Here is a 13,239-nt window from a genome sequence, read left to right on the forward strand (position 1 = left end):
TCGGCTATATTACCCTTTCTTTTCAGAAAGTCAACTAGCAATGTTAATTTATTTTCTAACTCATTCTCAAAACCTAGATCCAACCTATTCATCTAAACCTTTGTTTTTCAACAAGTTTTAATCAACATCACCGCCGATGGATGTGCATTATAGGCTATTTATTTTCTTACGCAACTACTTTTTCAATCTTTTCTATTTGTTTGTATAGTTAATAAACCAAATAAACATTAACTATATGTTTTTTATATATAATTTTTATTTGTATGAGCTTTTAACTCTTATCACTGTCTAAATAAGACAAAATCATTGCACTTAGTTCTCTTTTAAGCTGTTGTTCTGAAATAAGAAAATCATTGTTGCTTACAAACCTCATCATTGTGAACAAGGTACTATTAATAATTACAAAAGATTTATGCTTAAGTGTTTCGAAGTCCCAATGACGATAGAAACGATTAAATACATATAAACCAACTTCAAAAAAATGTTTTTCTAAAACCTTTGCTGCTTCGGAATTGTTGTAGCCATGCCAATGTTTCAGGACTTCAAAGAAGAAACCATTATCTTCTCTCATTACATCAAATCCGAATTGAAGACTAACATCGACTAAGGTTTTTAAATCCATTTCTTCTTGATTCATCGCCAGCGCTTTAAGTGACAAACCTAAGTTTTCACTCTTACGGCGTAACAATTCTAAAATTATCTGATCTTTATTTTCGAAATATTGATAGATAGAGCCTACGCTCACCCCTGATTTTTCAGATATTTTTGGCGTAGTGATTTGATCTAGGCCCATTTCAGAAATGCATATCAGAGTCGCTTCCAAAATACTATCGACTACCAGCTTTGCTCTTTGTTGTTGTGGTCTTTTTCTCATAGCTGCCATTCTAATAATGCGAATTGAATGCGAATAAATATTCATATTAATCTTTGATCAAACAATAACCAGATTAATTACACCATGTCAAATTTTAGCATTCCAAAACGTATGGCTTCATATGAGCGAATGAAGCGTAGCGATCTATTGTCTAAGCTTCTACACAAAATGACCGATCAAAACTTCATTCCAACTTATGCTGAATATTTAGAGTTAAATGAAAGTTTACATACGGGTGATGTGCCGATGGATCGCCTAATGGATTGGGTGATGACCAATCCACGCGAAAATCGAAAGCTTTTTGAAACAGCCTTATATCAAGGCTTAGATGCTCTTCCCAAACCAGTCCCTGAAATCAAAGCATTCTTTGATCTCGTGGAACAACAGCCTGTTTGGTTCGATCAAGAAAAAATTGATCGTGCAATTCAATTCACGCATCGTTTAGGCGCAAATGTCACTTTTATTATGCGTGATCTCGCGCTAATGACTGGATATCAATACCCTGGCTTTAATCAACCTTTAATTTTAACAGGTGCTCTAAGCAAATATGCAGGCAAGCGCTTAGCAGAAACGCATAAATGGTGGCTAGATGTTACTAAGCCGAACGGATTTCAACGCTTTAATGATGGCTTTACTTCAACAATTTTTGTGCGTTTCATCCATTCTTTAGTTCGCTACCATCTAAAAAAATCTAAAGATTGGGACTGGGATATTTGGGGAATGCCGATTAACCAATATGATCAGGCAATGACAAATATTGCTTTCAGCGGTGTAATGCTTTTAGGTATTCGAGCAATCGGTATTTTTCCAACCAAAAGTGAAGTCGATGCGATTATGCATTTTTGGAAATATACAGGCTGGTTGATGGGTGTTGACGAACACTGGCTGATTGATAAAGAGTCTGAAGGCTGGAAATTATTGCAATGGATGAATTATGCTCATCCTCAAGTGGATGAAAGTAGTCGTCAGCTTGCAGTAAGCCTATCCAAAGAACCATTTGAACGCGAATATAAACATTTTAAACGTTTCATGCAGAAAAAAGCCTACCAGAACCACTTAGATGTTACCCAAATCTTTATGGGCCGTAAAAAAATGAAAAATTTAGGGCTTAAGCCTCGAATACTGCCGTGGTATCCACTGTATCTACTGACCAAAAATACTGTGATTTATGCTGGCGCAAAAAAAATACCAAAGCTTGATCTTTATTTACAGCGTAAAGGGCGATCACAACAAGAACAAGCTCTCGATTTATATCAAAATGCAGGAAAACAGCTGGCAAGTATGCATCAATAAATAAAAAACCGAGCTAAGGCTCGGTTTTTTTCATGTATATTTTTAAGACATTCTTAATGTTGCCTCTTGCTCAGCTCGAAGTGCTGATGGAGAACGTGCTAGATAATCCAAAGCTTGTTGAGTATTACCTTCTTGCACTGGATGAAACTTTGGACTAAACCAACGGATAGTAGCTAAAGTTAAATGGCTGAAGGTAGGAATATGATCAGTCTTACGGCTAATTTTTTCCATTTGCATAATGAGTCTTAAAGTACCCATATGTCTAAACTTACCTGCATCTTTATCTTGTTTCAAAATTGTTTTGCCGCCTTCGACCCAAACCGCTGCCATAATAGGGAAGATAAAGGTCATCAAAGCATTTTTTGAAATTTGAAAATTAAACTCTGATTCAAACATATGTTTAAACAAATCATACGCAACCGTACGATGTTCAACTTCTTCAGCAAGATGCCAACGGAATAGATCAGCCATAATTGGATCGGCTTTATCCAATGAAGTATTGTCCAAGCTCCACTGCCCTGCCACACCAGTATAGTGCTCAATGGCTGCAATCACACCCAGTCGGAAGATTAACCACCGTTTTTCACCAACCACTTTTTTCATCATTTTGATACCTACTGGATTTTCTCCTAAAAGGATTTCAAAAAGATAATGCATGCGTTGAATGAACGGCTTTACATCTAATCCATGTTGATCAAAATAAACTTGTGCATGTTGATGAGTACGACCATGAATCGCTTCTTGCTGAATAAAACCTTTCACGTCAGCTTTTAATTGTTCGTCTTTGACGAACGGTAAAGCTTTATTAAATACACGGCAAAACCAAAACTCACCCGCAGGTAAAATCATATGTGCTGTATTCAACATATGGGTGGAAACAGGGTCATTTTCAATCCAATGCTTTGGAATATGATTGAAATCAAATTTTACTTTACGACCATGTAGTTGATGAACTTGACTCATTGTTGTCATTTTATTATCCATTACATCTTTTTTATTATTTTTAAAATAATGATAACCTCATCACAATATCATTTAAGGACATTCATATTTTATGTCTGACAATTTTAAAGAAAACACCCATTCAGACGGCGATCTAAATGGGTGTTAGGCTTAATACGTCAAATAAACTGAATATGACTAGAACTTCATACTCACACGCGCCCAATAATTACGTCCTATATTATTAAATTGCTCATTCTGTGCAAAACCAAATCCAGCACTACCTGCTTTATTTAAGTGTTCCGTATAAACTTTATCCAGAACATTATCAATTCCAATACTCAAATCAACACCTTGATGAATTTGATAAGTACCATTTAAAGACAGCGTCGAGAAACCTGAACTCGTTTTAAAGTCCTTACCCACAATATTACCTTGATTAATAGTGACACGATCCTGCCCATCTACCACTCGCCACAATAAACCTAAGTTAAAACGCTCTTGCACATATCTTAAATTTAAACGTGCTTCCAGCGGAGATATTTGAGGTAAAGGTTGATGATCAGTTGTGTTTTTTCCCCAAGCATACATCGCACTAAGATCTGCCTGAACAGCATCACTAAATTGATAACCTATTCCAGCTTCTGCCCCTGCGATTGTCGCATCGACATTTCTAGAATCAGCAGCATTTTTACCATGACCAGTCATTTTTGCTGGGTCATAATTCAATAATATGAAATCATTAATCAAACCGGCATAAGCTGATGCCCATGAACTGAGTGCCCCGTGATTATGTTGGTATCCAACATCCAACTGTAAGGTTTTTTCTGTTTCTAAATCCTTGAAAGTAGCAACAGCATTGCCTTGGTAATCTGTCTTAAATAACTCCCAATAATCTGGTACGCGCTCTACATAGCCTAGACCAATATAGGTTTTAGCATCATGCTCTGGATGTTGATTTTCAAACCGTATAAAACCACTTGGTAATGTTTCCTGACGTTCTTGAACCATTTTTAAGTTTTTAATCCTAACTTGATCAACCCGAACACCTGTGACCAACTTATTATGATCATTCAATGGATATGATAATTCAGTGAACCCGCCATAAGATTGAAACTTCATATCCTCTGTCAGTGGAGTATTCATCATTGGCATGCTTGAATGATACATTCCACCAGCATGTTGATTATTCTGAGTATCAACACCCGTAATGAATATTGCTTTATCCCACTCCATCGTTGTGGCTAAACGTGCATTCAAAGTACGACGTGTCACATTCATAGCGCGATCCGCCCCATCAACATCACGCAAACTAAAATTATCCATCACATGATCATTAAAGTTGTAATTGACTTGCGCCTCAACTTTTTTGACTACCTCTGAGAGATTCTTTTTCTCAAATCTTAATCCCAAGCTCTCGCGGGCAAATTTAGAACCATCCATATCTCGCCCAGCATATACAGCCTCACCATCAGCCTTACCGCCAGTTAACTCGATCCATGTATCTGCATTAGGTGTCCAGCCCAATGCTAAATCTGCATTCCATCGTTTCCAATCTGATGGTACGGTCGCCCCATTACCATCTTGATAACTATTTGAGACTGATCGGTTGCTATTGATTCGAATATATTTTTGTTCATCTCCTACCGCTGCCTCAATATTTTGGTCTAAACGCCCAAAAGAGCCCATTAATACACTTGCCTGACCTCGATAATTTTTTTCATCATTCAATTGTTCTGGGCGTCGCTCGAAAATCACTGTTGCTGCTGAACCTGTGTTGGCGTACTGGACAGTTTGGGGACCTTTAATCACCGAGATTCGATCATAGCTCTCAGGTGAGATATACGAAGTCGGTGAATCCATACGACTCGGGCATGCGCCTAAATTTTCAGTTCCATCTGTTAGAATTTTGATTCGTGATCCAAACATTCCACGAAAGGTCACATCACCGTTCGTACCTGCACCACTATTTACGCTGCTAAACCCTACAATACTTTGTAAGTAATCTGCGCCATCCGACGCAGGAATAGGCTGAATGGGTTGCTTCGGGTTTGCCCGTACAATCAAGCCATTAGCATCATTACCTTGTAGAGCTGTAGCAACAATTGGCGCTAAGTTAGTCGTGTGTGTATCAGGTGTTGGATTTAAAGTTGTAGATTGGACTTCAGCAAATGAAGTTTGCGAAATAAAGGCAATATAAATCGCAGCCGCTAGTGGCTGTAAATAGAATTTTGGCTGAGCCATGATATATTCACTCAAAATTTAAATATGACAATGCTAGAGTCATTCAAAACCCTAAAATAAAGACAATATTTAAGAAAAGAGTGGTGGTGCCCGACCTTGAGGTAAAAGGAATAAACGCTGTAAGTCGAAATAAATATGTTTGAACGCTTTTTGGAATGCGATCAAACGTATATTCAAACGTACAAAAACTTCTTTAACATTCAGCTCAGGTGGCAAAATCAAATTACCAAATACAGTACAGTATTGGCATTGATGGTTTGGGTCATGATGATCGTGCCCACTATGCGAGGATTCAACATAGCGCTTAGACTCATGATGTTCATGTAACGCATGTGAAGTGGAACCATGATGAGCATGATGAGCGAGCGTTGTAATACTAGAATGATTAGGCTGTTCGAATAAGGCACGGGTGATCGTTTCGCAGACCGGCGCAATTTGATATTGCGCTGGAAGCAAAGGCTGAAGAAAAACAGCGATCTGTAATAATACTGCTGCGAAACTCAGCAGCAACCCATTGCGGAACAAATTGTCATTCCAAATAAAATTTGAGCAATTATAACAAAGCCCAATCGAAATTGGGCTTTATCAATATATTTAAAGTTCTTAGAAAATTAACGCTTTACAGCAACTTTTTCTTTTTGACGCTGACGAACGACTTTTTCTACCTTTTCACGCGCTCTTTGGCGTTTTAAAGGAGATAGATAATCAACAAATAATTTCCCGTTCAGATGATCCATTTCGTGCTGGATACATACTGCCAAAAGACCATCAGCTTCTAATTCAAAAGCTTGCCCTTCTAAATTAATTGCGTCAATTTTGACGCGTGACGGACGCTCAACTTTATCGTATATTTGTGGAACTGATAGACAACCCTCTTCATAAGGTTGGGTATCTTCAGTTAATGGGGTGACTTTAGGATTAATAAAAACCATCGGCTGATTTTTATCTTCAGACAAGTCCATGACGATAAGCTGAATATGATGATCAACTTGGGTTGCAGCTAGACCAATACCTGGTGCTTCATACATGGTTTCAAACATGTCTGCAGCAAGTTGACGAATTTCATCCGTCACTTCCTCTACAGGTTTGGCAATAGTACGCAAACGGGGATCAGGAAAACTTAAAATTGGTAATAAGGCCATGCTGCTCCTCACCGGCTATGCCATTGATCTTAAAAATTAAATGAAGTTAATGCTTCATCAAATAATACGTGTAATATGCGTATTATAGCGCAAATAGATACATAATTTTAGGAATTATGATAATGAAAAAGGTTTTCAATGGCATGGCTTTTTCACATGCTCTGGGGTTAAAGAAACGCTGCCTTTCACTTGCAATTTGCATTAGTGCGGGCTTGTTTACCGCGCAAATGACACAAGCCAGTCCAAATGTAAGCCCACCATCGATTAAGGCCGGTGCTCCTCACGTTTATGTGGTCAAAAAAGGCGACACTTTGTGGGACATTTCAGGTAAATTTTTGCGCTCACCTTGGCGTTGGAAAGAAATTTGGGCATCCAATAAACATGTCAAAAATCCACACTGGATCTACCCAGGTGATCGCTTACTACTCTGTACATTAGATGGGCGTCCACTGATTGGTAAAGATGAAGGTGACGGTTGTGAAGGCGTTATTCGTCGTCATCTTGGTGCTATCAATCTAAAACCTCAAGTACGTGTTGAAAGCTTAGGGAATACCATTCCAATTATTCCCTTGGATGATATTCAACCTTGGCTAGAAAGAAGTATTATCGTTGCGCCTGATGCTTTGCAAAGCACACCTTATATTCTCGGTTCGGCAGATCGTCGTATCGTTGCTGGGGAAGGTCAAACAGTTTATGCACGTGGTCAAGGGATTAACCCTGGACAAAGCTACGGTGTTTATCGTGAAGCTGAACCGTATGTTTTCTTAGATGAAAAAGGGAAAAAATACACAGGTGCACTTGAACTGATTGAGGTAGCTACTGCAGTCGCTGTTGCCAACGAAAATGAAATTTCAACCTTAGAGCTTAAACAAAGTTTTAATGCCGAAGTTCGTCGCGGTGATTACGTTTTACCTAAATTTCAAAATGAATTACCAAGCCTCTTCTATCCAACGGCAACAACGGATATTCAGCCAGGCGGTCAAGTGATTCGTGTTATGGGTTCTATTGGTACAGCAGCTCAACATAGTGTTGTCACCATTAACCGAGGAAACGTTCACGGTGCAAAAAATGGTCACGTGTTAAGTATTTTCCAACAAGGCGAAGTGGTTAAAGACCCGAAGACCAAAGAAAATATTCAACTGCCTAATCAGCGTGTGGGCAACTTAATGATTTTTAAAACTTTCGATCAATTAAGTTACGCTTACGTGCTAGACAGCGCACTTCCAATTAAAGTAGGTGCTGTATTAGAACCATCACCAATGGTTGAAAATTAAAATTAGGTGCGGATATGTTGAACGAGATTAACGACCATCAGTTGGCTTATATTAAACTCTGGTATCTCGTTCAACATTCACTCAGTGCTTATCAAAAACTTGTTCAGCATTTTGGTTCAGCTCAAGATGCTGTACAGAAAAATCATCTAAATCAATGGCATCAGCTCAACTTACATAAAAACCATATCGAGCGTGCATCTCAATTTTTCTCTGATCAACAGCAACAAGAATTTGAGCGAATTCTGTATCAAATTCATCAACATTCTGATTTTATACTCACTGAGCAAGATCCAGACTACCCTCAGCAATTGATGCCCTATCATGACCGCCCCCCAATTTTATTTGGGAAAGGTAAAGCACAACATTTATCTGAAGCACAAATTGCCATTGTTGGAAGCCGTAAACCAAGTCCACATGGCAAACAAGTCGCATATGATTTTGCGTATTATCTGAGTGATCAAGGTTTTTATATCACGAGTGGATTAGCACAAGGGATTGATGAAGCAGCCCATCAGGGTGCTTTGCAACATGGCAGAACAATCGCCGTTATCGGTACAGGATTAGATTTAATTTACCCATCACAAAATCGCCCATTACATGATCAAATCTTGAAGCAGAACGGGACCATCATTTCTGAGTTTTTACCCGGTACAAAACCGCTTCAGCATAATTTTCCACGCAGAAATAGAATCGTAAGTGGCTTAAGTTTAGGAATATTGGTAGCGGAAGCTCAATTGGGCAGTGGTTCATTAATTACGGCCCAAGCTGCTGCAAATCAAGGTAAAACGACCTTTGCAATTCCAGGTCATATTTATAGTGAATTTCATCAAGGTTGCCATCAGTTGATTCGTGAAGGTGCCATCTTAGTTGATCATCCTGATCAGATCATTGAAGATTTAGCCCTGCCGACTCAATGGCAACATCAACAAGCATCTCTGTCACGAAAAAACAATCCTAATGAGTTCCAAAATGACGAAATAGTTCATTCAGTAGACCATCCAAAGTTAAGTAAGTATGAGGATGATGAGCATTCGATTCCTATACATCTGTTAGCTGTATTTCAACAATTAGATTGGGTTGGACGCGATCTCGATCAAATTGCTGCAACCCTTGATTTAGACACAGCGACACTCACCAGTCACTTGATGGAGTTAGAACTTTTAGGACGCTGTATTCAACAATCTGGGTTATACCTTCGTTGCCGTAATTAAAATTAAGGTTCACAATAGTCTTTTAATCAAGAGAATGGTGAACGCTTATGTTAACAACCTCAGTTGCTGAGGCTGCTCAATGTCTAAAACAAGGTCAAGTTTTGGCTTATCCTACAGAAGCAGTATGGGGCTTAGGTTGCGACCCTTTTAATGAAAATGCTTTTAAAGAAATTTTAAGATTAAAACAACGCCCTATCGAAAAAGGGGTGATCTTACTGGCTGGTCAAGTCAGTCAGGTTGAACATTTATTATCAAAGCTTCCTCAAGACCGCCGTGATGCGGTAATTGAAAGTTGGTCACAAACATCTTATCAAGATCGCGCCACAACATGGCTTCTCCCTGCTGATGAGCAAATACCACTTTGGATTCGAGGCAAACATCCTAAGGTTGCTATTCGAGTCACCAACCACCCTCTTTGCATCGCACTGTGCAACGCATTTGATGGGTTTATTGTTTCAACCAGTGCAAATCCTGCTGGTTTAGACCCCGCTCGCTCATTGCAAGAAGTCAATCAGTACTTTGGTGCTGAATTAAATTATTTAAATGGAGATTTAGGCCTGAGCCAAGAACCTAGCCGAATATTAGATGCAGAAACTGGTGATGTCATTCGTGCTTAAAAAGCATGATATGCTGAGACTTAAAACTTATTATTTAAGACAAAAAAAAGCTCAGTCATAAAGGTATTGACTGAGCATATAAAAGGATGTGCTAATCACATCCAGAGGGTTCAGAAATTCATCTGTACAGAAAAAGAGTGTATTATCGCTTTCTCTGCAGTACGCATATTATGCTACAAAAAAAAATATTACACAATTACTAAGACTTAGAGTTTCAAATCATCATTTTTCTTATAAAGATTAATTATTAGTTCAATTGATATAATTAAGTACCTATTTTTAATTATTAATTTTACTTTTTAAAAAGCCTAATGATAGTTAATTTAGATCAATAAGCTTTTATAGATTTTAAGTATAATAAAAAAATAAATCGATTGTCTGTTTTTTAAACACTCTTAGCCTTTATGAATGAAGTTTTTTCTGTGCTAAAGCAATACCTATCAAAATCACGATTCCGCCTAAACTGTGATAAATCGTCCATGCTTCTTTTAACCAAACATAAGCAATGATGGCGGTAAAGATTGGCATTAAGTTCATAAAGATGCTGGTTCGATTTGGGCCTAAATGTTGAACAGCCAACATCCATACTAAGGGCGCAATAATCGAAGGGAAAATTCCCGCATATAACACACTCAAGCCGTTATCCAGATCAATTGCATCGAGACCCAATACGGCAACGAATGGTAAGTGGTACAACACTGCAAAACCAATCTGAATATAAAGACTAATCATTAAAGGGAGCTCGAGTTGCCACTTTTTGAGAAATACACCATAAAAAGCATAGAAGAATACCGCGACGATCATAATCATGTCGCCCCAATGCCCACCCAGATGCATCAGTGTATCTAGACGCCCCTGACCGATGACATAAATCAGGCCGATAAATGATAAAATACTACCCACCACTGCAAATCGCGTTGGAAACTCTTTTAAAATCATCAATGAAACAAAAATGGTGAAAATTGGAATAAAGGCATTAATTATGCCCATATTGGTTGCAGTCGTGTAATGTGCTGCGGTGTAGGCTAACCCCTGATAAAGCACCATACCAAATGCACTCAGCACTGATAATTTCACTAAGTTATGTCTTACCAGAGTACGCTGTTTGATGACTTTGGGCAGGATGAAGGGTGTTAAAATCAAAAAGGCAATAATCCAACGATAAAAACTAATACTGACAGGTGAAATATACACTGCAACATATCGTGTAATGGCTATATTCAACGACCAAATCAATACAGCAATGACTGGCAACGATAAAGCCCAGAGCAAATGCTTTTTTTCAAATGTCATATTTTCATCCTAATTTTTATTTAATCGTTAAGATCAAGATTTCATCAATTTTTAGACTTTTTCATTCCATGAAACACACTCCCCCCTCATTGTTAATGACTGCAGAACAGCCATCTAAGTCTGAGATTTTTACTTAAAAATTAAGTAGAGTGCTGTTCTATTTTAAAACACTTTTCACTTTTTTACAGGGATTCCTCTACAAAACAACACTAGAAGCTGTGTGTGAGCTATGAGATCGTAAATGCTTGAATTTTCCCATCAACGGGTTAACTGAATATTTTTCAATGTGCTTCATCGTGAATGTGAGTGCATTGAACCGAGCATATAAAAAGGATAAATTATGAAAAAACTTCTCATTGCATCACTATGCACTACAGCTGTTTTTCTAACCGCTTGTGATAAAAAGTCTAACGATCAATCCTCACCTACTGCCGCTGAAACGGTTCAAAGCAATACATTAAGTACCAATGTAAATGCAGATATTCAACATGACTTAGATTTACTGGATCAAATTTCAAATACAAAAGCTCAAGAGGCTTTGGCATTTCAAAACGAAGTGACACAAGCTGCGCAAAATAATAATAAAGCTGAATTAGACGCAGTGGTTGAGAAGATGGATAACTATGTGGATCAATTTAATGATGATCTGGACAAACTTGCGCTCAAAAGTACTGAAGGTGCATCTCTTCGAGATAAAATGAAAGAATCGAATGAGCTTGGATTGGACCTCGTAGAAGCAGGTGTTAAAGAAAAGCCTGATATGAATGAAATCACTGAACTACAAAAGAAAGCTGTTGAGTTACAACAAAGCTTGTTACAGGACATGCAGAATCTTAAAAACCAAGTCGGGACAAAATCTTAACTCATAAAGCAGGCCGTCAGGCCTGTTTTTTTTCACTGTAGACACCTTGGTGAGAGCTATATGCCATGGTATTTTCAATCTACATATTTTAAGTACTTTATGATTAGGACATTGAAATGGCTTCAGTTTATAACATTCCAGTAAATACAATTCAGGGGCAGCCTGTTGATTTATCACAATTCGAAGGCAAAGTATTATTGATCGTGAATGTAGCGTCTAAATGCGGCCTTACGCCACAGTACGAAGGTCTGCAAAAACTCTATAGTGAAAAAAAACAACAAGGATTCGAAATTCTTGGCTTTCCTTCCAATGACTTTCTTGAACAAGAACCAGGAAGCAATGAAGAGATTGAACAATTTTGTTCAGTGAATTATCAAGTGGACTTCCCTCTTTTTGCGAAAGTTCCAGTGGTTGGAGAAGACAAACATCCGCTATATGAAACTTTAACAAATGCCATTTCAGAGCGTATTGGTGAGGGGCCGTGGTGGAAAGATCTGGTTGATTACGGTTTAACGCCTAATAATCCCCCTGAAGTATTATGGAATTTTGAGAAATTCTTAGTTTCAAAAACAGGGGAAGTCATTGCTCGTTTTGCACCAGACATCACCGCAGATGATGCGCGTATTGTTGATGCAATTAATGCTGAACTGGCGAAATAATCTCATCAAGATCAAGTGACGATCTTGTCACTTGATTATTTCTTATTCAATTCAATAAATATCTTCATTAATCTGTCAAAATCATAAGTTACTCTTTCACATCAAAATTTTTGTTATTGCTTTGCAAATATTCAGATTTAACTCATATTTGTATCGTATCTTGGAATGAAGTGATTAACGATTTGGTTTTATTAATGAAAGTATTTCAAAGCATTATTACCCCTTTTGCATTATTTGGCTTCGGTCTCGTGATGTTAGGTTGTCAGCCGCAAACCCAACCCGATCAAGAAAAGGAATCAACAGCAGCTAATGTTGAAGAATCTTCTCCTGTCCAAGTCACTGATCCAGCTGACTTAAAGTCAGGCAATATGTTTTACATTGTACGTGATGTGGCAGATGTACAGCTGAAAGCAGGTGGATATATTGAGCAAATTCAACAGCTACAATCTGATTTAGAACAAGCTGTAAATAATAAAGATCGACAAAAGTTAGATCAGTCAGTGCAAAGTTTAAAATCTCAATTACTGGGCTTTAACGATGCGTTGACAGGACTTGACCTAAAAAGCCAAGAAATTGCCCAGATTCGTTCTAATATTTTAACGGCAAATGAAAATGTATTAGCTTCACCATTACTAAACGGCCAAGTGAATTTAAACAACATCGATTTTGCAGCTTTAGAAAAGCAAATGGGTAATATCCAAGGTGAAATGGTGAAATTAGCCAGTATGCTTTTGACTCAGTCCGGATCATCTACAGAAAATAATCGAGCCGAGGATTGATATACATTATTCTCACAAAATAGAGATGGTGGAGTGAGGGATTTCTCTT

Annotated in this window: 13 protein-coding genes; 7 read left to right on the forward strand and 6 right to left on the reverse strand. The window is 38.0% G+C overall.

Going from position 1 to position 13,239, the window contains the following annotated elements:
* Nucleotides 1-271: 271 nt before the first annotated feature.
* A complete protein-coding gene (locus AC1M9P_RS11650) occupies nucleotides 272-874 on the reverse strand; it encodes a TetR/AcrR family transcriptional regulator (protein ID WP_092768015.1) in 603 nt (200 codons plus the stop codon).
* 84 nt (nucleotides 875-958) lie between these two features.
* Here AC1M9P_RS11650 and AC1M9P_RS11655 point away from each other — a divergent pair, with 84 nt between their 5' ends.
* Nucleotides 959-2,167, forward strand: coding sequence for an oxygenase MpaB family protein (locus AC1M9P_RS11655; RefSeq protein WP_481587696.1), 1,209 nt, complete (start codon nucleotides 959-961; stop codon nucleotides 2,165-2,167).
* A gap of 42 nt (nucleotides 2,168-2,209) precedes the next feature.
* On the opposite strand, the gene AC1M9P_RS11660 is transcribed toward AC1M9P_RS11655, so the two are convergent.
* The 4 genes from AC1M9P_RS11660 to def form a co-directional block, all read right to left on the reverse strand.
* Complete coding sequence (locus tag AC1M9P_RS11660) at nucleotides 2,210-3,139, reverse strand: metal-dependent hydrolase (RefSeq protein WP_035268234.1); 930 nt, start codon at nucleotides 3,137-3,139, stop codon at nucleotides 2,210-2,212.
* 168 nt (nucleotides 3,140-3,307) lie between these two features.
* Entirely contained in the window at nucleotides 3,308-5,353 is a 2,046-nt protein-coding gene (locus AC1M9P_RS11665) for a TonB-dependent copper receptor (protein ID WP_481587697.1), read from the reverse strand.
* Between the two features lie 69 nt (nucleotides 5,354-5,422).
* Complete coding sequence (locus AC1M9P_RS11670; RefSeq protein WP_481587762.1) at nucleotides 5,423-5,893, reverse strand: DUF2946 domain-containing protein; 471 nt, start codon at nucleotides 5,891-5,893, stop codon at nucleotides 5,423-5,425.
* Between the two features lie 71 nt (nucleotides 5,894-5,964).
* Nucleotides 5,965-6,495 carry a peptide deformylase gene (gene def / locus AC1M9P_RS11675; protein ID WP_035268228.1) on the reverse strand — a complete coding sequence of 177 codons (531 nt, stop codon included), beginning with the start codon at nucleotides 6,493-6,495 and terminating at the stop codon, nucleotides 5,965-5,967.
* A 122-nt stretch (nucleotides 6,496-6,617) separates the two neighbouring features.
* Between def and AC1M9P_RS11680 the strand changes: the two genes are divergently transcribed.
* The 3 genes from AC1M9P_RS11680 to tsaC are packed head-to-tail and all read left to right on the forward strand — an operon-like array spanning nucleotide 6,618 to nucleotide 9,597.
* On the forward strand, nucleotides 6,618-7,769 hold the full coding sequence (locus AC1M9P_RS11680; RefSeq protein ID WP_179999911.1) for a LysM peptidoglycan-binding domain-containing protein: 1,152 nt from the start codon (nucleotides 6,618-6,620) through the stop codon (nucleotides 7,767-7,769).
* A gap of 14 nt (nucleotides 7,770-7,783) precedes the next feature.
* On the forward strand, nucleotides 7,784-8,980 hold the full coding sequence (gene dprA, locus AC1M9P_RS11685; protein ID WP_481587698.1) for a DNA-processing protein DprA: 1,197 nt from the start codon (nucleotides 7,784-7,786) through the stop codon (nucleotides 8,978-8,980).
* A 47-nt stretch (nucleotides 8,981-9,027) separates the two neighbouring features.
* Nucleotides 9,028-9,597, forward strand: coding sequence for an L-threonylcarbamoyladenylate synthase type 1 TsaC (gene tsaC / locus AC1M9P_RS11690; protein ID WP_035268223.1), 570 nt, complete (start codon nucleotides 9,028-9,030; stop codon nucleotides 9,595-9,597).
* 402 nt (nucleotides 9,598-9,999) lie between these two features.
* On the opposite strand, the gene AC1M9P_RS11695 is transcribed toward tsaC, so the two are convergent.
* Nucleotides 10,000-10,890: a DMT family transporter gene (locus AC1M9P_RS11695; protein WP_481587699.1), complete on the reverse strand. Its 891-nt coding sequence runs from the start codon at nucleotides 10,888-10,890 to the stop codon at nucleotides 10,000-10,002.
* A gap of 340 nt (nucleotides 10,891-11,230) precedes the next feature.
* On the opposite strand from AC1M9P_RS11695, the gene AC1M9P_RS11700 reads away from it, so the two are divergent.
* The 3 genes from AC1M9P_RS11700 to AC1M9P_RS11710 all read left to right on the forward strand — a co-directional run bounded on the left by AC1M9P_RS11700 (nucleotide 11,231) and on the right by AC1M9P_RS11710 (nucleotide 13,190).
* On the forward strand, nucleotides 11,231-11,752 hold the full coding sequence (locus AC1M9P_RS11700; protein WP_481587700.1) for a hypothetical protein: 522 nt from the start codon (nucleotides 11,231-11,233) through the stop codon (nucleotides 11,750-11,752).
* Between the two features lie 116 nt (nucleotides 11,753-11,868).
* The gene (locus AC1M9P_RS11705) at nucleotides 11,869-12,411 is read left to right on the forward strand and encodes a glutathione peroxidase (RefSeq protein ID WP_481587701.1); all 543 of its coding nucleotides are present in this window, start codon (nucleotides 11,869-11,871) and stop codon (nucleotides 12,409-12,411) included.
* A 194-nt stretch (nucleotides 12,412-12,605) separates the two neighbouring features.
* A complete protein-coding gene (locus AC1M9P_RS11710; protein ID WP_481587702.1) occupies nucleotides 12,606-13,190 on the forward strand; it encodes a hypothetical protein in 585 nt (194 codons plus the stop codon).
* The last annotated feature ends 49 nt before the right edge of the window (nucleotides 13,191-13,239 follow it).

It is taken from the genome of Acinetobacter sp. 25-47-122, assembly GCF_056779695.1.